The sequence below is a fragment of the Paenibacillus mobilis genome (assembly GCF_058267595.1).
Genome location: NZ_JBZCMS010000010.1, coordinates 99128 through 122609, shown reverse-complemented (window position 1 = coordinate 122609; position 23482 = coordinate 99128). Strand labels below are relative to the sequence as shown.

General features: G+C 52.1%; 18 protein-coding genes. 9 read left to right on the top strand and 9 right to left on the bottom strand.

The window, feature by feature from the left end; genetic code table 11:
• Positions 1–333: 333 nt before the first annotated feature.
• Complete coding sequence (locus tag AC3ZPD_RS17980) at positions 334–1455, top strand: hypothetical protein (protein WP_490985657.1); 1122 nt, start codon at positions 334–336, stop codon at positions 1453–1455.
• 133 nt (positions 1456–1588) lie between these two features.
• On the opposite strand, the gene AC3ZPD_RS17975 is transcribed toward AC3ZPD_RS17980, so the two are convergent.
• Positions 1589–4180 carry a PAS domain S-box protein gene (locus tag AC3ZPD_RS17975; protein ID WP_490985656.1) on the bottom strand — a complete coding sequence of 864 codons (2592 nt, stop codon included), beginning with the start codon at positions 4178–4180 and terminating at the stop codon, positions 1589–1591.
• Between the two features lie 215 nt (positions 4181–4395).
• Between AC3ZPD_RS17975 and AC3ZPD_RS17970 the strand changes: the two genes are divergently transcribed.
• The 5 genes from AC3ZPD_RS17970 to aguA all read left to right on the top strand — a co-directional run bounded on the left by AC3ZPD_RS17970 (position 4396) and on the right by aguA (position 9278).
• Positions 4396–5421, top strand: a complete 1026-nt coding sequence (locus tag AC3ZPD_RS17970) for an ROK family transcriptional regulator (RefSeq protein WP_490985655.1) — start codon at positions 4396–4398, stop codon at positions 5419–5421.
• A gap of 68 nt (positions 5422–5489) precedes the next feature.
• On the top strand, positions 5490–6038 hold the full coding sequence (locus AC3ZPD_RS17965) for a YfbU family protein (RefSeq protein WP_490985654.1): 549 nt from the start codon (positions 5490–5492) through the stop codon (positions 6036–6038).
• A gap of 216 nt (positions 6039–6254) precedes the next feature.
• On the top strand, positions 6255–7346 hold the full coding sequence (locus tag AC3ZPD_RS17960; protein WP_490985653.1) for a glycosyltransferase family 2 protein: 1092 nt from the start codon (positions 6255–6257) through the stop codon (positions 7344–7346).
• On the top strand, positions 7343–7963 hold the full coding sequence (locus tag AC3ZPD_RS17955; RefSeq protein WP_490985652.1) for a glycerol-3-phosphate acyltransferase: 621 nt from the start codon (positions 7343–7345) through the stop codon (positions 7961–7963). Before AC3ZPD_RS17960 ends, AC3ZPD_RS17955 begins: the two co-directional genes overlap by 4 nt.
• A gap of 214 nt (positions 7964–8177) precedes the next feature.
• Positions 8178–9278: an agmatine deiminase gene (gene aguA, locus AC3ZPD_RS17950; RefSeq protein ID WP_490985651.1), complete on the top strand. Its 1101-nt coding sequence runs from the start codon at positions 8178–8180 to the stop codon at positions 9276–9278.
• Positions 9279–9301: 23 nt separating this feature from the next.
• On the opposite strand, the gene AC3ZPD_RS17945 is transcribed toward aguA, so the two are convergent.
• On the bottom strand, positions 9302–10348 hold the full coding sequence (locus AC3ZPD_RS17945) for a LacI family DNA-binding transcriptional regulator (RefSeq protein ID WP_490985650.1): 1047 nt from the start codon (positions 10346–10348) through the stop codon (positions 9302–9304).
• A 273-nt stretch (positions 10349–10621) separates the two neighbouring features.
• Between AC3ZPD_RS17945 and AC3ZPD_RS17940 the strand changes: the two genes are divergently transcribed.
• Positions 10622–12358, top strand: coding sequence for a glycoside hydrolase family 13 protein (locus AC3ZPD_RS17940; RefSeq protein ID WP_490985649.1), 1737 nt, complete (start codon positions 10622–10624; stop codon positions 12356–12358).
• A 45-nt stretch (positions 12359–12403) separates the two neighbouring features.
• Here AC3ZPD_RS17940 and AC3ZPD_RS17935 read toward each other — a convergent pair whose 3' ends face one another.
• The 6 genes from AC3ZPD_RS17935 to AC3ZPD_RS17910 form a co-directional block, all read right to left on the bottom strand.
• Positions 12404–13522: a GerAB/ArcD/ProY family transporter gene (locus AC3ZPD_RS17935; RefSeq protein ID WP_490985648.1), complete on the bottom strand. Its 1119-nt coding sequence runs from the start codon at positions 13520–13522 to the stop codon at positions 12404–12406.
• A gap of 4 nt (positions 13523–13526) precedes the next feature.
• Entirely contained in the window at positions 13527–13763 is a 237-nt protein-coding gene (locus tag AC3ZPD_RS17930) for a hypothetical protein (RefSeq protein WP_490985647.1), read from the bottom strand.
• A gap of 18 nt (positions 13764–13781) precedes the next feature.
• Complete coding sequence (locus AC3ZPD_RS17925) at positions 13782–15017, bottom strand: Ger(x)C family spore germination protein (protein ID WP_490985646.1); 1236 nt, start codon at positions 15015–15017, stop codon at positions 13782–13784.
• On the bottom strand, positions 15010–16116 hold the full coding sequence (locus tag AC3ZPD_RS17920) for a GerAB/ArcD/ProY family transporter (RefSeq protein ID WP_490985645.1): 1107 nt from the start codon (positions 16114–16116) through the stop codon (positions 15010–15012). Before AC3ZPD_RS17920 ends, AC3ZPD_RS17925 begins: the two co-directional genes overlap by 8 nt.
• Positions 16113–17720: a spore germination protein gene (locus AC3ZPD_RS17915; protein ID WP_490985644.1), complete on the bottom strand. Its 1608-nt coding sequence runs from the start codon at positions 17718–17720 to the stop codon at positions 16113–16115. The genes AC3ZPD_RS17920 and AC3ZPD_RS17915 overlap by 4 nt, the downstream gene beginning before the upstream one ends.
• 154 nt (positions 17721–17874) lie before the next feature.
• Entirely contained in the window at positions 17875–19449 is a 1575-nt protein-coding gene (locus AC3ZPD_RS17910; protein ID WP_490985643.1) for a histidine kinase N-terminal 7TM domain-containing diguanylate cyclase, read from the bottom strand.
• A gap of 285 nt (positions 19450–19734) precedes the next feature.
• On the opposite strand from AC3ZPD_RS17910, the gene AC3ZPD_RS17905 reads away from it, so the two are divergent.
• A complete protein-coding gene (locus AC3ZPD_RS17905) occupies positions 19735–20403 on the top strand; it encodes a hypothetical protein (protein ID WP_490985642.1) in 669 nt (222 codons plus the stop codon).
• A 97-nt stretch (positions 20404–20500) separates the two neighbouring features.
• Complete coding sequence (locus AC3ZPD_RS17900; protein ID WP_490985641.1) at positions 20501–21019, top strand: DinB family protein; 519 nt, start codon at positions 20501–20503, stop codon at positions 21017–21019.
• A 100-nt stretch (positions 21020–21119) separates the two neighbouring features.
• Here the strand turns inward: AC3ZPD_RS17900 and AC3ZPD_RS17895 are convergent, their stop codons facing one another.
• Positions 21120–23471 carry a glycoside hydrolase gene (locus AC3ZPD_RS17895; protein WP_490985640.1) on the bottom strand — a complete coding sequence of 784 codons (2352 nt, stop codon included), beginning with the start codon at positions 23469–23471 and terminating at the stop codon, positions 21120–21122.
• Positions 23472–23482 lie beyond the last annotated feature (11 nt).

The window sequence follows — 23482 nt, the reverse complement described above, 5'->3', positions numbered from 1 at the left end:
GCGGATCAGGCTGTGAGCCAGGCCGCCGGACTTTCGAGTCCGGCGGCTTTTTTTATCGGTTTGGCCAATGCGCCCGGCAGTGGTTAAAGGACTTTTTTGGGAAAACAATGTTTACAGGTCCGATACAAAGCAGAAATGTTTTAGAGATAAGGCGGTTCTATACTTGGTTTTGTAAGGGAGCTGCTTCAACAAGAGATATAGAAAAAGAAGCCGGGAAATTGAATTCAGGCAAGGAGATATAGAAAAGGTTAGAATTCAAATTTCTTTCGTTAAGGCATCTTCCCTAACCAAATATGCTGCTCCGGCAGCCAAAAACAAAGGAGAGATCATTTTATGAATAAGAACGTCAAGAAATCGGTGCTGGCCATGATGGTGGCAGGCATGACTTTATCGGGTGCGGCAGGCGTTTATGCCGGGGGCAATTTGCAAAAGATTACCGCTTACCTGAATCACACGCTGAACATTAAAATTAACGGAACAGCCTTTACGCCAACCGATGCAAACGGCCATAAGCTGGCTCCGATCGTGTATAAGGATTCGATTTATCTTCCGGTCAGCTCTCTTTCCAAAGCGCTGAAGGTTCCTGTCTACTATGATAAAAAGACCGGCGTATTGTCCATCGGCAGCCGTCCAAGCGGCTCCGGCGGCGGCCCGGTTGTCGTGGACAGCTGGGTAGTGCCTGGTTATACGGCTGCTCAAACGGCTGCGATCCAGAAAGCATTCGCAAACTTCGAAGGATTCGAAACGGCTTATGCGCCGCAACTGATGCTGAAAGGCGATGCTTTCCAAAGCGCGTCAGCTATTGGAGACAGCGTGAAACTGCAGTTCAGCCGCATGACGGTCAGCGTATCCCCGCGCGATTACTCTGATGGTTACAAAGGGACTACGGTTACTCTGTCCAACGGTCTGAAAGGCAAATGGTATACGCTAAGCAATACGGCAATGCTGACCTACAAACTGAATGACCGCTTTGTAACGGTATCTTCCCCGGCACAGAAAATGACGAAGACGCAGTTGGAAAAGGTAGCCGCCAGCGTTGCCAAAATCGGCGGCTCCCAAACGGTAACCAGCCTTGCAGCTGTAAACTATGCGCCATTTCAAGTCCAGGCCATCAAAGCCGAATTTGCCCAATTCGACGGGTTTACTACGGCCTATGCTCCTATGAAGATGGCGAAAGGCGACCATTTCCAAAAAGCGGCCGCCGGCGGCGACTCGGTAACGTTTCAATTTGACCACATGAGGGTCCAGGTATCTCCAAGGGACAACGCTTTTGAATATGACGGCAAGGAAATCACGCTGTCCAACGGCGTAAAAGCCAAATGGTACACGCCAAGCGATACGGCGATGCTTTCCTTTAAGCTGAACGACCGTTTCGTTACCCTCAGCTCACCGGATCGCACCCTGTCGGAGAAGACGCTGGAGAATATCGCCGTGGGAGTTGCCAAACTGAACTAATCAGCCGGAAAATAAGATTCATTCCCTATATCGTTAACGCGCTTAATCAAAAAAACCGCTTCCCGCAGTCTGCCGGCTGTTTGGGAGCGGTTCTTTTTTTGAAGAAAAAGACGGTGGAGAGACCGGGGGGGATTTAACTATGAGACGGCATGGCAGGCAGGACCACCTCGATCATGGTTCCTTCTTTTTCTTTGCTGTAGACCGTTACGGTCCCGCTATGATTTTCGATAATCCTTTTACTGACCATAAAGCCTAGGCCAGTGCCCTTTTCTTTGGTGGTGTAGAAGGGCTGGCCAAGCTTGGCCAAAACATCCTCCGGAATGCCGATGCCATTATCGGTAAAACGAACCCGAAACTGGTTGTCCTCCTGCCGACTCAGCTGGATATGGACATGCCCGCCATCCGGCATGGCTTCGATGGCATTTTTAATATAGTTGATGCACACCTGCTTAAGCTGGTTTGGGTCGCATAAGATCAAGGCGGTCCCCGGTTCGTATTCGGTCGTGATCTGCACGTTGTTCATGTTGGCCTGGGAATCGAGCAGGGTGATGACCTGGTTCAGGAGGCGGCGGATGTCGGTTTGCTCGAACTGGACGACCTGCGGTTTGGCCAGAATCAGCAGCTCGCTTAATATCATTTCGATGCGTTCGATTTCTGCAGACATAATGTCATAATAGAGCTGCTTATCCGCGATGCCCGAATTGATCAGCTGAATGAACCCTTTAATCGCGGTAATCGGGTTGCGGATTTCGTGGGCGATGCCTGCTGCAAGCTGCCCGGCCACCGACAGCTTCTCCGAATTGATCAGCAGCTGCTCGGCCTGCTTGTAGGCCGTCATATCCCGCAGGTTGAGGGCCCATCCGTTATGGTCGCCGGATTCATCCTGAAGCGGGAATAAGGAGAGGAGAACGGGGATGACCGCGCCGTCCTTTTTTTCTCTGATGGTTTCTATGGAATGCGGTTTCATTTTCTCGAAAGTGGAGTTGAGCTTGTCCTGCGTGCCTGCGGGTACGCTGGGCAGCTCAAAAATGAACGTGCCTACGATTTCCGAAGTGGACCAGCCGAAGGTGGTTTCAAAGGCCGGATTCACCCTTACCACCCGGTAATCCGTATCCAGAATCAAAACGGGATCGATGTTTTGCTCCAGATAAGCCTCAAGCTGCTCCTTGGAGGCCTTCAGCCGTTTTTCATAACGCTTCTTCTCCCGGATGTCGCGGGTGGTTCCGGCAATGCCGGTAATGCTGCCGCTGCTGTCCCTGATCGGAAAAAGAGTGGTGCTGACTTCGACCCCAATGCCATCTTTCCGTCTCCAGACGGATTCATAACCGGCTACAGAGCCGCCAGACAGCACCTTGGCTATTAGCTCCTCCATCTGCTTGGCGTCCTGTTCCCGGATGACGGGCAGACGGGAGGATAAAATTTCGGCGGGGCTCCATAGAAACAGCTTCTGGAACGAGGCATTGATCTGCTGGACATGGCCGTCCCGGTCCATCAGCCAAATGGCATCGGCATGGTTGGAAATAAAGGACTCCAGCTTTTCCTTGGTCATCCGCAGCTCGTCTTCGGCCAGCTTCCGTCCCGTAATGTCCCGGCTGATGCAGAGGATCTGGACAATTTCGCCTTCCTTGCTGCGCACCGGCTGAAACGTCGTTTCCACATGGACATAGCGGCCGTCCTTATGCAGGAGGCGGCTATAGGGCGCAGCGGTGAACCAGTCGTTGCCTCTTTCCACGCCTTGTCTGGCCCGACGTTCAGACGGATGCCAGTAATCAAAAATGCAGGTCCCGATGACCTCTGCGGTATCGTAGCCCAGCAGCGCTGAGACGGCGGGCGAAATATACTGCACAATGCCCCGGGTATCCGTAAAGGTAATGATCTCCCTGGCGTTCTCCGCGATCACCTGGTATTTCTGCTGGGCGTCCATCAGATGGCTGCATGTTTCGACGCGGTCGTTGATATCCCTGGAGACGATCACAACTTCTTTTAAGTGGCCCGAGTCCGCGTCCGGAATGCCGATCATGGTAGATTCCGCCCACAAATAATGTCCGTCCTTCCTTCGCAGCCTGTAAATCAGCCGGTACCGCTGTCCGGTCTGCAGCAAAGCCAGATGGCGTTCCAGAATAGCGGCCCTTTCTTCGGGATGGAGGAAGGCATGTCCCGGCTGGCCGATCATTTCTTCTTTGTCGTAACCTAGCATTTCATAGCAGGAAACCGAAACGTCCAGATAAGTGCCGTCAAGATCGTGCCGGGTGATAAAATCAAAGCTGTTGTCCGCGATGGACTGGTACAGCAGTTCTTTTTGCTGGAGAGTGCGGTGTTCCCGTTCCAGCTTCTGCTCAGCCTGTTTCTTCTCCGTCAGATCCACAATCTGGGCGATGTATTGCAGCGGCGTGTTCTCTTCGTCCCGGAGCAGGGATACGGCCAGCAGGGCCCATACCTCCCGTCCGTTTTTATGAAGGTAACGTTTCTCGGTTTCATAGAGATCGAGGGTTCCATTAAGCAGAAGCTGGGCATGTCCCAGATTGTGGGGGAGATCATGCGGATGGGTAATATCTTCGAAACGCTTGAGCTTCAGCTCGGATTCCGAATACCCCAATAGAAGGCATAAGGCCGGGTTGGCCTTAAGGAATTTGCCGCTTGTTGACAGGATGGCCATACCGATGGGAGCATAATGAAAAGTCTGTCTGAAAAAAGCATCCTTTAAGGGTTCATAATCAATAGGCACGCGGGAAACACCTCCGGTCTCGGGACTCTGCATAATCATGGAAGGAATGTTCTAGCTTTGTCGGGATTTTTCCTGCTTGTTTTTGCGATTTGACCTTCATAAATTCAACCTCGATAATCTTAAAAACACCGCATTGCCACTGCTTCCGCCCTGTGATAAACTCAAATCAACACTTATTAAACCTGTTTAAAAAGTCATGCCCGAAGGAGGGCTTTATGAAAGAGCGCTTTGTTTCGCCGAAACAAATGAGCGAGCTCGTCCTTAGACGAATCCGTACGGAGCTCCTGCATCTGGGTGACGCAACCAAAACGGAAATTGCCGGTGCGGCGGAGGTCAGCTTTCCGACGGTCAGCAAAATCGTGGACCAGCTTGCCGGAGACGGGGAAATCATGCTGGTGGGCACCGACGAATCCAGCGGGGGGCGGCGTGCCCAGCGGTATGCGCTTAATCCCGGTTTTAAGCTTGGGCTTGCTCTATATATTGAAAGAAAAGACGCCGTCTATTCCGTCTTTAATTATGTCGGCGAGGTGCTGGAGCAGGGGCAGACGGCCATTTCGTGGGAGGAGCATCCGGATTCCCTGACTGAAATCGTCCGGTCCCTTTCGGAGCGGTATCCCGGAATACGGGCGCTCAGCCTGGGGGTGCCGGGAGCGGTCAAAAACGGAATTACGTTTCATATTCCCATTTTTCCGTCCTACCAAAACTTTGACCTCAAAAGTTATTACGAGTCGAAACTGGCCATGCATGTGGATGTGGAAAACGATATGAACGCAGCCGTGCTCGGCTATCACGGAAGGTTTGCCAAAACGGAAAGCCCCACGCTTGTTTATTTGTTCCTTGGCACCGAAGGGCCGGGAGCCGGCATCCTCATTAATGGCGATGTCGTGCGCGGCAGCAGCTTTTTCTCCGGAGAGATTTCCTATATTCCGCAATACGATCAGATGACATTTTTGCAGGCGACGAAACGGGGAAGAAGCTGCCCCGAGGGGATTCGGAACGAACCGCTGGTCATTGACAGCCTGGCGAGGATGGTGTCCATGCTGGTTGCGGTGATCAATCCGCATGCGGTTGTTTTTTGCCGGGAGAATCTGGATGAAGCGGCGGTCCGGGACGTTGCGGCGGCCTGCGCCAAATACGTGCCGGCGGAACATGTGCCCCAGCTGGTGCTGAGGGACAGGAAAGAGGATTATTTGGGCGGTCTGCGCAGGATCTCGCTTGGAAGCCTGATGGCGGGAGAATGAGGATGGGACTTGGCTGTACCCGTGCTTGGCAGCGGGAAATGGAAGGACTCGGAAAGGGGAGGGGAACGATGCTTACCAAAGCGGAAAGGCTTATTTTGAGCAATCAGCTGCAAATTCTGAAAGCCTTGAATCTTGGAGACGGCCAATACTACGACGAGAAGATCAAAATATTGCAAAGAGGCTACGCCCATTATTACGATCAGGTACTCGATATGGTATGCGATGATATTCCAGGCCAAATCAGCGACGAGGTCTTTCTTATCTTGAAGATGTTTCGCGCGCTTCAGCTTTCCTATGAGGAGCTCGACAGCCCGGTTCCTCTTCCCCCTGAGACGGTGGAATTCCGCGGCTTCAGCCGGCATTGGGAATTTCAGCATTTCTCCTTTGCCAGCTTTGTCATCGACGAGGACGGCCAATTCGAAGAATTTTATCAACCGGAGGGGTATGACAGCGGACGGCCCATGCTTCCCCTTTACCGGCTGATGCTGCGGCAGTGGGACCTGACCGGCCGGAAGCAGGCGCTAGGTCCGGAGGAGGTTGGTTTGATCGCTAGAGCGCTGGCGGCAGAGCCTTCGGTTCCTTTTCCGAAAAAAAAGTTCCATTATCCTGCCAATTAGAAGTAGTATAATAAAAGAATCACCGAGATTTTGCTGATAATCAATCGAGCTGTTTTTGTGGAGGAGCGTCGGCCTCTGCCAGGAGAATTCGATGTATCTGGCATCTCTCGGTTTTTTTGTACATAAAATTAAAATGTTAGCAAAGCCGGAGTCCGTTTATCGGTTTGTTTGTTGCAGCTTGGCTATTCCCGGCTCTCCGGAAAGCGAGGGATTACCTTGTGGATACTGTTGTTAAGCGTGATTGGATGTTTGTCGGGGCTGGTTTTGTTTAGGAGGAAAAAGCTTCCTTCAGCCGCCGCCCCTTACAGCGGCGGGAGGATATCCGTCATTATTCCGGCCAGGAATGAGGAGGGGAACCTGCCGTACCTGCTAAATTCCCTGATGGCCCAAACCTGCCGGCCAGACGAAATTATTGTCGTGGACGACGGCTCGGAGGATGGAACACGGGCCGTGGCCGAAAGCTACGGGGTGACGGTAGTGCAGAACGAATCGCTCCCCGCGGGTTGGACAGGCAAAACCTGGGCGGTCTGGAACGGCTTCCTCCGTTCTAGCGGCGATCTTCTGGTTTTTCTGGACGCCGATATCCGGCTTTCGCCGGATGCTTTAAATGTTTTGCTTCATGCACGAGCCCGCAATGGCGGTGTGGTATCGGCCGTACCGTTTCACTACACGGAGAAGTTTTATGAGCGCCTGGCCATGGTGCCGAATATTTTGGGCGTATTTGCTTTCACCTCGCCGTTTGAACGGCGCAACCCGCAGCAGGGGCTTTACGGTTCCTGCATCGTCACCACCAGAGAGGATTATGTGGCCGTTAACGGCCATGACAGCATCCGCTTCGAAGTGTTGGACGATTTGAATTTGGGCGCCAAATACCGGGAAGCGGGTATTCCGGTCACGAATTATTTGGGAGGCAAAGACGTTTCCTTCCGGATGTACCCCGGCGGGATCCGCAGCGAACTGGAGGGCTTCAGCAAAGGGGCGGTAACCAGCACGTCCAAGCTGAGTCCCTTTACGGTAGCTTTGGTCGCCGTCTGGTTTATAGCGCTGATCGCCTCCCAGTCGGCGTGGTTCCTTTGGCCGACGGTTTGGGCTTACCCGACGTTTATTGCTTACATGCTTTTCACCATCGAAATGCTGATCCTGAACGGATACGTCGGACGGTTTGGCTTTCTGATGCCGCTGCTGCATGTGCTGTCTGTCTTATTTTTCCTCATTGTGTTTATCTATTCGGCCTACCAGGTTGTTTTTCTTAAGAAAGTCGCCTGGAAAGGCAGGACGATAGAGGTGGGGGGCCGGAAGTCTTCATGATGATTTTTATGCTGGCTTGGGTGGAATTCGTCTTCGGCTCCCTGATGTTTGCTTACTGGCTTGGCCTGCTGGTCCGCAAGGATGTGAGGCAGGTCGGCGACGGGAATCCGGGCGCGTTTAATTTATGGGCGGCAGCAGGCTGGAGGCTGGGTCTGGCGGGCATAGCGCTGGATTTCCTGAAGGGTTATTTTCCGCTCGCCTGGCTTGTCCGCCAGGACTTCCTTGCCGGCTACAGCCTGACTCTGCTGGCGGCTGCGCCGATTCTAGGGCATATGTTTTCTCCGTTTCTAAAGTTCAAGGGCGGGAAAGGCATCGCGGTAACTTTTGGGGTTTGGAGCGCGGTAACTTCTTTTGAGGCCGCTCTGGCTTACGCCATTTTGCTTGCTTGCCTGCTGTCTGCTTCGATGCTGCTGAAGGGAAGCCGCCGGATTTCGGACGATGCCAACGGCTTCCAGGTCGTGCTTGGCATGCTGCTGCTTTTCGGTTATTTGCTGGTACGGGGGTTCCCGGCTCCGGTTCTGTGTTTTGGATTTGTAAATTTCGTTCTGCTGGCTTTTGCCAACCGACGCAAGCTGGCGGCGTTTTTCAAAGATAACTGGTTTGTCAGGGGAGTGTGAAGGGTTGAGGTTTTAGAACGAATCCCCTTCCTTCGCTTTAAGAAAGGCCGCCCATCCGGGCGGCTTTTTCGTTTGACCAATTTAATCTCTGAACGTGCGGAATAACACACTCTCCGTCCGCAAGTTCATATGTTAATATAACCCGCGTTATTAAGCGGACCTGGTCCTTAAGCAAATTATCGTTCCATCAGTTTGCAAAGAAGGGGTGGGCAGCATGTCATATACCGTGAACGGCAGACCGAGGCAGGACGGTTTTTGGATGCCGGGCGAGTTCGAGCCTCATGAGGGAACCTGGATGCTGTGGCCCACAAGGACGGACACCTGGAGGCTCGGAGCCAAGCCGGCCCAGGATGCTTTTTATGAAGTGGCGCTGGCGATTTCGCAGTTCGAGCCGGTCACGATGGGCGTGACGGGCAGTCAATACGAGCATGTCCGGGCTTTGTTCCCGCCGGAGATCCGCGTTGTTGAGCTGTCGTATAACGATGCCTGGATGAGGGATATCGGGCCAACCTTCGTGAAGGACGGCATAGGGGAAGTCAGGGGGATCGACTGGGGGTTTAACGCCTGGGGCGGCTTGAAGGGCGGATTGTATTTTCCGTGGGATCAGGATTTGTTCGTGAAGCAGAAGGTGCTTGATATCGAACGGAAAAACCGCTACGACGCAGGCCATTTTATTCTGGAAGGCGGGTCGTTTGCGGTGGACGGGGAAGGCACGCTGATCACGACGGAGCAGTGCCTGCTGAACCCGAACCGGAATCCGGAGATGAGTCGTACGGATATCGAAGCGAACCTGCGGGAATATTTAAACGTGGATAAGATCATCTGGCTGAAGGAAGGCATGCTTGATGACGAAACGGACGGCCATGTGGACGAAGTCGCCGCATTTATCCGGCCAGGCGTAGTGGCGCTCAGTTGGACCGAGGACAAGAAGGATCCGCAATATGACGTGTTAAAACGGGCTTATGAGCAGTTAAAAGGAGAGGTCGATGCCAAAGGCCGCCGTTTGGAGCTGCATAAAATTCCTATTCCCCGCCAGCCGGTGCTTTCGGAAGAGGAAGCGCGGCTGATCGACCGGGCTAGACAGAGCTACAGCCGCCGGTCGGGCACACGTCTTGCCGCCACTTACGTCAATTTTTATATCTGCAACGGCGGCGTGATTATGCCGGCTTTCGGGGATCCGCAAGACCGGCCGGCTTATGAACGGCTTCAGGCGCTTTTCCCCGACCGGAAGGTCGTGCAGGTTTATACCCGCGAAATCGCCTATGGTGGAGGGAATATCCACTGCATTACCCAGCAGCAGCCCAAGTCCAAGTAGAGCACCTCCGGTCCGGATCTCCGTTAGGGGGTGCTCCCTCGTACGGTTAAATGATGCGGCACGTTGGTATGATGAGGAAGCACTTCTTCTCCTTTAATCAGTTTGATTAAATTCCGCATGGCCGTCATGCCGATTTCCGTGGCCGAATAAGAAACCGTAGAGAGCTGAGGGCGAACAACGGAGGACATGAAACTCCCGTCGAACCCGAATACGGCAACTTCCTCCGGCACCTTAAAGCCGTGATCCAGCAAATAATTCATGGCCCCGATCGCCATCCAGTCCGTCGAGCAGAAGACGGCTGTAGGGCGTTCGCCATCGCTGCCTTTCATGATCCCGGCCATCGCTTCCATGCCTTCCTGGACCGACATGCCGCTGACGGCAACCCAGCTGTCGTTCAGGCTGACGCCGGCTTCTTTCAGGGCGCGGGCGTAACCTTCAAAGCGCTGGCCGCCGACCGCTCCTTCGTCTGCGCCCCGGATCATGCCGATCCGGCGGTGCCCTTTTTGAATCAGGTAAGTCACCGCTTCAAAAGCAGCTGTCACATTGTCCACATGAACCGACGGGATGGACGGCTCCGGGGAAAGTTCCCCGACCACGACGCAGGGCAGCCGGAATTCCCGGATGATCTCCAAATGGCGTTCATTCAGCGGTGAACCGACAAAAAGGATGCCCTGCAGTCCAATTCCCCCAAACAGACGAAGATAGCCGGTTTCGGCTTCTACGGTTGCATCCGTCAATCCGACCGTTACATCATAACCATATAAATCGGCCACATTATTAATGCCGGTATTAAAATCATCCAGCACCGTATTGGCGTTGTGCGGGATGATAAGGCCGATCAGCGGGTTGCCGGGCTTTAGTCCGGCTGTTTCGCCCGGAATCATGCCCGCCCGGTAATTCGTCGCCCGAATCGCATCCATCACCCGCTGCCGTACGTCATCGTTGACGGGTTTGCTGTTATTGACGACCCGCGAAACGGTAGATATGGATACGCCCGCCATTTTGGCGATGTCTTTAATGGTGATCTTCAAGTGGAAATTCACGTCCTTCCAGGTCTTCGCTCCGTTCATTTCAGGGTTTATCTGTTTTTATTGTAAACGGAAGGAGAGCAGAAGTCTCTTCCCTGGCTCTTTTTTAGGAAATACGGAGGGGCGTGAACGTTCTTTAGGAAAAAAATTTCCCGAGTATATAAAGGGTTTATTCTATAATTTCATTGCTATGACAAGGATTATTGTATTGACCCCAAGCAGGGCTTCCTTATATAATGAGCAGCGTTGGGAAAATATTTTCCTAAATCTGTTTTCAAAACACTTAGAAATACTTCTGTGAAGGGGCTGCAGACCGTGCACAAAAAATGGTGGAAAGAAGCAACGGCTTATCAAATTTACCCGCGGAGTTTCATGGACAGCAACGGGGACGGAATCGGCGATTTGCAGGGCATTGTATCCAAACTGGATTATATGGCCGACCTTGGCATCGATGTGATCTGGATCTGTCCGACTTATAAGTCGCCTAACGATGACAACGGGTACGACATTTCGGATTATCAGGATATTATGGAAGACTTCGGGACCATGGCGGATTTTGATCAGCTGCTGGATGAGGTCCATGCACGAGGGATGAAGCTTATTCTGGATTTGGTCATCAACCATACCTCGGATGAACATCCCTGGTTTGTGGAGTCGCGGTCCAGCAAGGAAAACCCCAAACGGGATTATTATATATGGAAAGACGGCAAGAACGGGAAAGAGCCGAACAATTGGGAGAGCATTTTTGGCGGATCGGCCTGGGAATTTGACGAAACCACCGGGCAGTATTTCCTGCACGTGTTCTCCAAACGACAGCCTGATTTGAACTGGGAGAATCCCGAGGTACGCAAGGAGCTTTACGGCATGGTGAACTGGTGGCTGGACAAAGGAATCGACGGTTTCCGCGTGGACGCTATTTCTCATATTAAAAAGCTCCCGGGCCTGCCGGATCTGCCAAACCCTGACAAGCTGCGTTACGTGCCTTCTTTTGACGGCCACATGAACCGTGAAGGCATCCATGATTTTTTGCTTGAGCTGAAACAGGAGACTCTTGACCGCTACGACGTGATGACGGTGGGCGAAGCAAGCGGGGTGACGGTGGAGGACGCTGATCAGTGGGTCGGGGAGGAAAACGGCAAATTCAACATGATTTTTCAGTTCGAGCATATGCAGCTTTGGGACAAAAGCGTCGATGGCGAGCTGGATGTGGTGGAATTAAAGCAAACGCTTACCCGCTGGCAAAAAGGGCTCGAAAACAGCGGCTGGAACGCCTTGTTTATCGAAAACCACGACAAACCCCGGATCGTCTCCACCTGGGGAAACGACCGCACCTACCGGAAGCAGTCGGCAAAAGCGCTGGCCGCCATGTATTTTCTTATGCAGGGTACGCCGTTTATTTACCAGGGCCAGGAAATCGGCATGACCAACGTGCAGTTTGAAATCGGCGATTATAATGATGTTGCGATCAGAAACCTCTATCAGATCGAAACCGAAAACGGAAAAAGCCATGAAGAGATCATGCAGATCATTTGGAAAAACGGTCGCGATAACTCCAGAACCCCCATGCAATGGAACAGCCATGAAAATGCGGGCTTCACCACCGGCAAGCCTTGGCTGAAGATCAACCCGAATTATACGGAAATCAACGTGGAGCAGGAGAAGCATGACCCCGATTCCGTTTATCATTTCTATAAAAGTCTGATCAAGCTGCGCAAGGACTATAAGGCAGCTGTGTATGGCACTTATGATCTGCTTCTCCCGGAGCATAAGCAGGTTTATGCTTATACCCGCACGCTTGACGGAGAAAAGCTGCTCGTCATCTGCAACCTGAGCGGCCGTAAGGCGAAGCTCGAGCTGCCGGAAACGCTGGAATATACGGCTGCCGGCCTGCTGCTGCATAACCGCTTCTCGGAGAAGGTGGCGCTTTCGCCTGAAATGGAGCTTGAGCCGTACGAAAGCCGGGTGTACCATCTCATTGTCCCGGCTGCGGAACTGCAGCCCCGCAATATTCCCGCTGGGAATGAAGGAAATCCTTTGCCTAAACCTTTATAAAAATGCGGATTTAAAGCTGCTGACTTTTTGGAAAAACATCCGCGCTCATTTGGTTGTTCCGCCAGTGCCCGCGCGGCGGTTCTTTCGTCCTTTGAGCAGCAGAAAGCAGATCAGCAGCACGGGAACGACGATTTGAAAGACGACATCCACTTTCAGGCTGGGACCAAGTCCGATGGCAAAATGCTGGGCATAACCCTGTTCAATAAAAGAAGCTCCGAAAATAACCAAACCGGCCGGGATCGTCCAGAACCTGGCCGGTTTTTTTGTAATGAAGGCCATGGCCCTAGCAGCGCATAGGAAGAAGACGGTCATTTTTATATACAGTCCGACATACAGCAAAATGCTCAGCAAGATTTCAAGCCGCTCAACAAAACGGAGGCTGGAAAGGGAATGCACCGCCTTAAGCATGGGAAACTCGCTGGCCGAAGCGATAGGAGCGCTTAAAACGGCCACGATCACGGAATTAACAAAGATCAGGAATAAGCTGACGATCAGGTAACCAAGCAAGGTCTGCTTGACCGGGATGCCTTTATTCTCCCAAAAGGACCAGAACATCAGAAAAACAAGAGTTTGGCCAAAAGGGAAGGACACGAGATTGGGCACGGCGACCTGGAGAATTGGCCAAAATCCGTTCTCCATCACGGGAGCGAGACGGTTATAGTCCGGAACCTTCAAAAAGAAGAAAATTACGATAACCAGAGCATACAAGGTTAAAACAACCGGGAGCAGCATTTCCGGAAGTCTGAAGACGACCGGGACCCCTTTCCATACCGCATAACCGCCAGTCAAAACAAAGATCAGCATGGTCAAAAACATGGGGGTGCCCGGCAATAAGCTGAGCTTGGTTAATTCCCCCAAGTCGCGAACATTTCGCATGGATTGATAAGCAAAATAAAAGGAATAGATGCCGCCGACGGCGGAACCTATGTAAGGGCCGAAGCCTTTGCGCAGCAGGCCTGTCCAGTCGCGGTCGGCGGCTTTGCTTTGAATCCAGAAGAACAGGAAGAGAAGCGGCAATCCGGCCAGGGAACCAATCGCGGTAGCGATCCAGGCATCCTGCCGAGCATGGGAGCCCAGCAAAAATAGCGGAGCGCTGCCGATTTCGAACATAGTGACCATAAAGGTGATTTGCAGCGATGTGATTTGCTCTTTTCCCGCTTTCATAAGCTTAACCTCCTAACCAATGGACGATGGCTTGGCCCACGGGCTTATAGAAATAAAAGTACACGACCGAAAGGGTCGGATACCATTTTTCGTTGCTCCCCAGGAGCCATTCCCCGGCGCTCCAAGCGAAAAGAAATGCGAGCACTATTTTTTTGTAAGCCTGCTTTTTTCCTTTTAATTGTCGGCAGCCTACAATAAACGCCGCCGCATAGGCGATAACCAGCAAAATTTCAGTGAGCATGAAATTCCTGTCCTTCTCTTATTCATTTTCTATACTTTTATAGGATTTGCTGCCCAGTCCAAAACGTTCGATTTTTATGGAAACGTGAGGGCGAATTTCAATCGCCCTGAATTCCTTGTCCCAACTGTCGGCGGCTTTGATTTGCTTCCACCTGCGCGGGTATTTCCGGTGGACAAGGGTGGCGAAGCCGGTGGCGTCGGCATTTATTTTTTGCAGGGCACTCCAGGATTCCTGAATGTAGGAGAGCACCTGCTTATTAATGTTCTGCTCCAGCCGTTTAATTTCACCCGGTTTGTTCAAATCGACGTCTCCCGACAGCTGAAGCAGCATGCCGCCGCCGCGGACATGGACGTCCATGACGAAATGGTCGTTTTCCCATTTAGGTTTGACTTTCGTTTTGGAGTGCAGCAGGGAAAAGGAGGAATCTTTTACGTCCTCCTTTTCGGGATCCGAAGCGATGGAGATGCTGGCCGTTTTAATCTGATCAGTAAGAAAAGTCAACCCGAAGGCTTCCCTGATCGATAACCAGCCGACCAGCTTGTCATGTTTCAGCACGCCAAGCCGGCCCAGTTCAAGGCGGCTGGGAAGGTCGGTAACCGCGGTTTCCTGCGTCGTATCCATGACTTCTTGACCGCTAAGCTTAATCTCCGGAACGGTAGCGCAGTGGGATTCGGAGGCCAGATTGACAGCCAGCTCAAACATTCTGATTCCCGGATAATAGGAGTTCAGGTTGGCTTCCTGCTGCATCATTAACTGGACGCCTGCCCCCTGGTTTTTGGACGATTGCATCAATTGATCCAGGATATCCCTGCCTTTTCGCCGGCTTATAAAGACATTGACGGTTTCCCGGGCGTCCGGCTTGCGCAGAAACAAGTCCATAACCTCCGTAATTCCTTTGCGCGCCATGGCTTCGCTAAAGACGGTCATCCGGGAGTGGGCGAAGAACAGCTGCCGGGTGCTGGACATATTGGTACGGGAAACGGCTTCCATGATAGAAGAACCTTGTTCGGTAAAAGTCAGGAAAGGAGGAGTATTGGCATCGCCGCCGCCCATCGAGCCCGATGAAGCCAGGGGATTGATGACCTGATAAGTAATGGTCCAGCGGTTATCGGCCCAATCATAGGCGGTGCCCGAAGAGATCCCAAGCTCGTTCAGCTCCCTGTTATCCCAGCAGCCGCTCAACATGGCGGCGGTCAAAGAAATGCATAGAGCCGTATGCCATTTTTTTGATCCGGGTAAGAAGAACTTATTCACGACTAATCTCCTTTCTCCGTGTCTTCCATTGGTTAACGACGCTCATGGCATATACAATTAACGGAATTATGAGGTTAAACAGCATGAAGCCGGGAAATTGATTCTCGAGATTAGTTTTATACAATTCGGAAGGATCGTCCCAGGTGTAGTAAGATTCAAGGGCGATAATCAGAGCCAAAGCAATCAAATAAGGCTGGGTTTCCTTGATCCGGAAGGTTTGCTTGAAACATTCCAGCGTCACGAACAGGAAAAAGGCCAGCTTTATATAGCTCACCATAATCCAAAAAGAGATGAGAAAGATATTCAGGTTTTCAAAAGCCTGGCCTAAATGGACGATTCGTGAGTACGTAAACACGGGATAGTTTAGTACTTTTATATATTGCGGGCCGAAGGCCAGCAAGGTTGGAAAATAAACAAGGAATAACTCAAGGAAGATATAGAGCAGACTCATGAATCCAATAAATTTGGCCCGTTCCGGGGTTTTAAGATAGTGGGCAATATAAAGAAGAAAGGTGAATTCGGAGAACCAGTTGGCCGGTCCCAGACTGCCCAAGATAAACTCGTTAAAGGAGTGATCGAACATCGGCAAAAGCCGGTTGAATTGATTGAAATCGATTACCCCGGATAAGTACGTAGGGATAGGCAGAAAATACACCAGAAGCAGGATATTGTTAACCCGGGTAAAGGCCTCTATGCCCTGATGGGCCATGTAAACGCCTACGCCTACCATGACAATCAAAATGGCGGCAAACGGCGTATTAATAAGGACAAGTTCATTGAGCATGTTGGTACTTTGGCGCAAAACAATGGACGATTCCTCTATCAAATTTCCAATCATTAATGCGCCCATGATCGTTCCAACTAACGGAGAGGTTATTTTGCCAATCCATTCGATATAAGGGGTTCCTCCGCTCCGCCTGATCAATTCGGCGGTCAGCAAAACCACAAGCATGCCAAAACCGGCAGAAAAAACGAGGCTGAAAAGGCCGTCCTGCTCCAGTCTGGTACTGATAATGGAGGGTAAGAGAAGGATGGCCGTAGGTGCAATCGCATTCACAAGCAAGAAGGATGCCTGTACGGTTCCTATTTTTGGTTTCATGGGGACTGACCTCCTTGGTTGGATGGGTCTTGATCGGAATTTTCTTGATCCGAATTTTTCTTGGAGATTTTGGCCTGTCTGAAAGCTTCCTGCTTGGCAGCGATTTTAGGACGTACATTCAACAGGGTTTGTGGGGCCCTAATGAATACGTCTTTCAAATAGCGGGGCGTCATAGGCGCAACAGGCGACAGATAAGGGACGCCGACCGAGCTAAGTCCCGCCATATGGATCATCAGAAACATCAGGAATGAAGTAATCCCGAATAATCCGAGCACGCTGGCCGCCAGCATCATGACAAAACGGATCAGTCTGAGCGCATTGGAAATCACCTGGGAAGGGATTACAAAGTTGCATATCGCGGTGAAGGATACGACGATAACCATGGCCGCCGATACCAGGCCAGCCTGTACGGCTGCTTGCCCCAGCACAAGCGCGCCTACGATGGAAACGGCCGGTCCTATGGCTCTAGGCATCCGGACGCCGGCTTCCCTCAGCACGTCAAACGTCAATTCCATGACCAGGGCTTCCACCAGAGCGGGAAAAGGAACCCCTTCCCTTTGCGCGGCGAGGCTCACCAGCAGGGGCGTCGGCACCATTTCCTGATGAAAGGTGGTGATGGCTATATATAAAGCCGGCAGCGTCATGGAAACAAAAAAGGAGACGATCCGGATAAGTCGTAAAAATGAAGCAACATCGTACCGCTGATAATAATCTTCGCTGGACTGAAAAAAACTGAAAAAGGTAGCCGGAGTTAGTAGCGCAAAGGGTGTCCCGTCAATCAAGAGTGCGACTTGACCCTCGAGGATGCCTGCAGCTACGGCATCCGGACGTTCGGAGTTTTGTATGGTCGGAAACGGAGTCCATTTTCCGTCCTGGATAAATTCCTCGATATAATTGCTTTCAAGAATAGCGTCTGTTTGTATCCCGTTAAGCCGGCTCCGGACTTCTTTCAGGATCTGATCGTCGGTTATTCCCTTCATATAAACCAACGCGATATTCGTTTGGGTACGCGCCCCGATCTTGTATTCCTCAATCCGCAGGTCGGGGGACTTGATTTTTCTGCGCAGCAAGGAAGTTCCGGTCCGGAGATTTTCGGTAAACCCTTCCTTAGGGCCGCGTACAACCGCCTGTGAAGTGGGTTCGTTAATGCTGCGCATCTGCCAACCGGTGGTATCCATGGAGAGCGCTACTTTATTCCCGTCGATAAAAACGAGGGTATGGCCTTCGAAGAGCATGGAGAATGCGCTTTCGAAGGTTTTGCATTCCTGGAATTGGGTAATGGGAAGCAGCTTTGCCCTCAGGTGTTCGGCAGCGCTTTCCTTTGATTCCTTTCCCTTATATTGAAGGAGCGTATTCGTCAGAGGCTGAAGAATGGATTGGTTGATAATATCTACGTTTATAAGTCCGTCAATATAAACCAAAGCGATAGGAAGGACATCCTCAGAATCCAGCTTTCTCACAACAACGTCCGCGCTTTCTCCTAAACGGTCCAGAAGCTCATTCAGGTTATCTTCCAGAGAGTCTGTAAACGGACGTGAAGAGGGGACGCTCTTCGGTTCGGAATGGTTAGATTGACTGGTATTGGATGGTCGTGGCGTATTCATCGTCAATCCTCCTTTACTGGCTGTTGGTGTATTATTTCCCGGCCTTGGATTCCTTATTCTTCCTTACATAGTGGAAATCTCCGCAAACTGCACAGAAAAAGGCTCCTATCCGTTTTTTAGTCTTAAACGGATAGGAGCCTGATTGTCTTTGCTATTAATGAACGGTTTCCGGCATGGCCAGATGAACCTGATTTCGTCCGCCGTGTTTGGCCCGGTAAAGGGCTTTGTCCGCTGAACGAAGGATTTCTTCCAGCGTGTCGCCGCATTTTTCATCCGCTACTCCAAAACTTGACGTAATAGGCACTTGTTCCGACTCCGTCATAAGCGGATTTGTCACGATGCCCTGCCGAAGGGCCTCGGCAAGCCGCCAGGCCTGCTGGAGATCCTGTCCCGGCAGACAGATGACAAACTCTTCGCCGCCGTACCGGCCGAAATGTGCACCGTCGTCTAAATAACGGCCGCAGACGGCAACTATATGGCGGAGAGCCTCATCGCCGGCATCATGCCCATAGCGGTCATTAATGCTTTTGAAATGGTCAATGTCCAGCAGAATCAGGGACAGCGGGCGTCCAGCTTCTTTAACCTCATGTAGGGCCGCCCGTGATAATTCCATCCAGTGCCCCCTGTTATAAACCTGGGTCAAGCTGTCTCTTGTAGCCAGGAAATGCAGCTTCTCCTGCATGACCGTTTGCTCCGTCACGTCAATCAGCTTGATCATGCGGCCGACGCAGCGGCCGCCTTCTTTCATGATGGGGGCCGTGCGGAGCAGGTAATGAAAGGTCTGTCCTCCGCTGCTCCATCTGACCTGCTCTTCGGCCTGGGAGGTCTGACCGTTTGTCCGGATAAAAGCGGCCGCTTCGGGACTTCCCGGTTCCAGCAGCGGGAACACCGGTTTGCCGATCAAGGCAGCGTTCAAGCCGGGGATCATTTTGACCGCCGAAGGGTTATAATCAATCACCCTTTCGGCGGAATCCATGACCAGCACTCCGTCGACCATGTTCCGGAATAGGCTTTCGCGGGCAATCGGCGCAGCCGTCAGCATGCCGCGAGACCAAATGGCGATGATGTATAAGGTGGAGGTCACGCTCATGACGACCGGCACGGGATCCATCCCGTAAGGGGAGAGCCCGAACAGGTAGGAGAGGGAAGCGGCTGACGGCAGACAAATCCCGATTAGAAGGGTAAGCATCTGCCATTTGTAATTATGCTTCATCGAATTCCATTTGGCTAAAATGATGCAGCCTCCCGCAAACAGGCAGCCAAAGGTATAACTGCCATTCACGATATACCAGGGGCCCATTACGATATCGGCCGTTGCAAAGGGCGCATCCGGATGCAAATACATATCGCGGTACAGCAAGTGATGATAATCGTTGGTTAAGGACAACAAGCAGGAAATGGCCGGGACGACAAAAAGCAGCGGCAGCGTGATCCGGTTCAGCCACCTTTCCATTCCGACGAAAAAAAACACCAGAACCAGGTCGGCGGGGGATATAAACGGCAGCCCGAGATATTCGATTTTGCTCCAGAACCGCATTTCCTCAAGGGACCCGCTTGAAAGCTCCAAGGCGTAACCGAAAATATAGATAGCTGACGTAACCGCAATAGCGACAAAAGCTTTGAATCCCTGAAAATCCGTGCGCCTGGAATAGGCCAGAAAAGCCAGGAAAACGTTAAGCACACCGGAGATCGACACGATCACGATGTAATTAGTGATAAATGAGCCCATTTTACCGCTTAGCTCCCCTTTGGAAAATGGTGTTATGGTTGTCCATCTCTTAGCTTTTAAATAAATAGTAACATATTTGATCGGAGTTGGTAGACGGCTTCGGAAAAAGTAATAGAATTGCTCCATCTACAATAAGGAGAGGCGTGTATCGGAATGAAATCTCTTTTTTGAGAAAACAAGGTGTAACTATGGTCCGTTAAGTTCGTTGTTAAGATAAAGGATACAATTTCTGGTAAGCAAGTAAAGGAACCTGCGAAAAGAAGGCAAGCGATAGGGGGGAAATTCATGTTGCGCGCCAAATGTTCCTTGGGTGTGAGTTCTTGTGCGGTTTACACCGGGGTGTTTGCGTTTTTCTACGGATTTCATGTCTACTGGAAAAGCCCGCTGCTGCAGCACGCAGCTTTAGGTTTATATACGGCCGCGGTATTCCTGGTCGTTTGGCGTACCTATGTCCATGCCCATAGATTGGGCAATCGCACCGCCTTCCTGCTGTTTGCTCTGGATGGAGCGCTGTTTGCGGCTGCGCTTTTTTACCCTTGGCTGGTTCTGCCCTGGCTGCTGCTGGTTCCCCCGCTCGCTGCGCAGAAAGCGCATGGCAGCCTCAAAGTAATGGGAGGGGTTCTGCATCTGTTGGCTGTTTTGGCGCTGCTGATGGTCATTCTGGTCAAACTTCTGTTTGGGGGTCTTACTGCCGAGAATGTATTGGCCGAGGCGAAGTCGCCGGACGGCAGGCGGGCGGTTATCGTGACGATGGTGGATGAGGGAGCTTTGGGCGGAAGCACGCTTGGAACGCTTCGAACGTATTACGGTCCGTTTACTTTGGACAAAACGCTCTATTCGGGTCCTTACAGAATGGAAAGCACGGTGCATTGGAAAAACAACCGTTATTTTACGATCGATGGATTTGAAGTGGACTCGAAAAGCCATAAAACGGTCAGGCAGCAGCGAGATTGAAGAGTAGGGATGGTGCGACGGCAGCTAAAATCAACTGCTGATTTCGCTAGGTTTTTATAGTATGTTAAATAAAAAAATCCATAAGGAGGTAGATCAAATGATGAACAGACCTCTGCCGGAGGAATATCCGGCTTATTACGACGGGTACATAGCCAAGGTTCCTGAGGGAGAAATTACGGATTTGCTGGCGGGCAGGCTGAACGAAGTAGGGGATTGGATCGACGGGCTCCCGGAGGAGCTGGGCGAAACCCGTTACGCGCCCGGAAAATGGACGTTTAAAGAAGTACTGGGCCACATGGTTGACACGGAACGGGTGATGAGCTACCGCTTGCTTTGTGTAGCAAGAGGAGACAAAACGCCGCTGCCCGGCTTTGACGAAAATGAATATGTAAGCAACGCGGCCGTAGTCAGCCGGACCTTCGAGGAGATTGCCAAGGATTATACGGCCGTGCGAACCGCAACCCTGACGCTGCTCGCCGGATTATCCGAGGAGGCTTGGCCGCGGGAAGGCACGGTTAACGGAAATCCGGCTACGGTTCGGGCGCTGGCTTACATCATTGCCGGGCATGAGCTGCATACGCTCGGGATCTTGAAGGAGCGGTATTTGAACAAGTAATCCGGGCAAGGCCGCCAGGGGCGTTTTTCGCCCAGGCCCGTATCCCGCACATGCCAAAGAACCCCCGATCCGTAAGGAATCAAGGGTTCTTTTTTTCTAGCTATTTCAACAGCGCGGCGTTGGCCGCAGCATCAAAAAAGACCGTTTGTCCGTCCTGCAAAATAAAGGCGGATTTGGCCTTCAGCTTCTGTCCCTGAACGGTAACATCGTGATCCGAGAAATTCACAATCACCTTGATGTCGTCTCCGTATTGCGCGCTTTGCACCCGCTTGTCGTCCGTCAGAATCCCGAAGCCGGTCATCTCTTCGGTTACGGCGGCCTGGTGCAAAGGAGACCACACCTTCAGGAAACCGGTGATGCTGGATTTCTCCGCATCCCAGGCCGTTTGGTCCAGATGGTACAGAGGAGGAGCGTTATAAAGGAGCTCATACAGCATCCGGTCGGCTTCTTCGCCTTTAATTTTGTAGCTGCCCCATTCCCAATGGTTGGTGGTGATGATGGAATCATTATAAACCAGCTTGTAGAGCGGGACGGAATAAGCCGGATCCGTATAAACCTTTGCATACAGCGGTTTGATCGGCACGGCTTTGCCGTAGCGCTCCGGGATGCCGGACATCGCATAATAGCCGCCCACGTAATAAGGGCTGTCCTTGTTATCGCGCATATCGGGATCGCCCCAGGCAATAATCGGGCTTTCGATGCCTTCCGCAAAAGCGATCACGCCGCTGGCGTAGTCGTTGCCGCCTTCGGAGCCTACAACCATCTGCTGGTCATTGGCAAAATAGCTGAGCCGCTCCAGCCGCGCCTTCAAATCCTCGGCCTGCGTGGTCGGATGGTCGGCGGAGTAATCGTCGTAAATTTCCCCGGTGGCGTCGCAGTCCACAAACCAGGAGTTATAGCCGATTCCGTCCTGCAGGATGCCTTCGGCGCGTTCCTTGACGCTTGGCATTGCCAGCGTAGGATTCAGCTTGCGTCCCCGGCCGAGGAAGCCGGCCACCTTGGTTCCGTCCTCACGGGTGACGGTTGCTTTTTCATAAAGCGTCGGATCCGGAAACGATGCCGTATTCCAGGAAATGTCCGCTTTCTCCTGGATGGAATGATAAGAATCGTAAGGGGCGATGAGATAACCTTCCTTGACCGCTTCATCGACCATAGCCGGGTTCATCAGGCCGTCCGCCCAATTGGGCAGACCGATCCAGGCTTTGTCGATGCCGGAGTCGTGCAGATTCTGAATCAGATCGGTGGAGCCGGCTTGACCCCATTCGCTGATGTCGGACACGGCGTCCCCCAGGCTATTTTTTAAAAGCAACTTGTTCAAATCGTACAGCTTCTCTTCACTGAGGTTTTCTACCCCTTGCTGGATGAGGGAGGCGGCGTCCTCGCCAGGATTCGGGAACTGGTCAAATGAGTAAAAATCCCGCATTTTCAGCGCCTGGTTGAAGGCGTTTAAAATGACTCTTTTTTGATAGCTGTCTACGTAATCCTGACCGGAAACGTCGGCCAGCGTTTGGGAGAGCTCGCTGCTGCCGTCGGCCGTTTCGCTCATCAAATGCACGAGCCATGGCCCCAGCCTGGACGCCAGCACATTTTTGAGCTTGGGCCATTTGACGTCATCGGCCGTCAGGATCTGTTCGCTCCAAAGATAAATTTGCGGGGCGCCGTAGAGCTTGCGGATATTCGGATTTTGGGCGGCTTTCTGCTCCAGTGTGACGAAACCGCCGTTTTCCGCTACATAATTTTTGTAAGGCTGCACGATCTGCTGCGGATCGCTGCCCGTTACGTACAGGCGGAAGCCGTAGCTTTTGTCCGGATTAATCGTCGGGAAGTCATGCGTGAACTGAAACTGCAGCGAAGGCGAAGCGGAGAAATGAACCTCGTCGTTATATTTGTTGGTGACCACGTAAACCATGGAGAAAGCTTTGCTGTTCAAGGCAAAAAAGTCCATGGAAAACGACTCGCTGAACGTATAAGTCTGGTCTTTCAAAAACGTCTGCCAATCCTTGTCGTCCGCCGGAATCTGTTTCCCTTCGCCAAGCGGCATCGTATAGCTGTCTGACTGAACCACCGGCCACTGGAATTTGGGGGCGCCGGCCGACTTCAGCTGAATATCCAGATAGTTGCTTTGTTTGGCGATGCTGATGTCCATCTGGCCGGGATAAGTCCAGGAAACGGAATTTTCGGTTTTGACCAGATTCGTAACCTTGGTTTTGGGCAGGGGCAGGGAAGCCGGCTCCCGGACGCCGTCCTTGATAAGGGTTAACGCAAAGGTTTCGGGATCCACCTCAAAATCAAACGGTTCGCCGGCCGGAACTACGGCCGCTTTCGTCTGCTCGACATGGCCCGCAGCCAAGGCCGGCGGCAAAGCCTGGCCGGCTTCGCCGCCGCTTTCGCATCCGGCCAGCATAACCGCCATAAGGGCCGAGGATGTCATCCATGCAAATTTGGGTTTCATAACATTGCTCC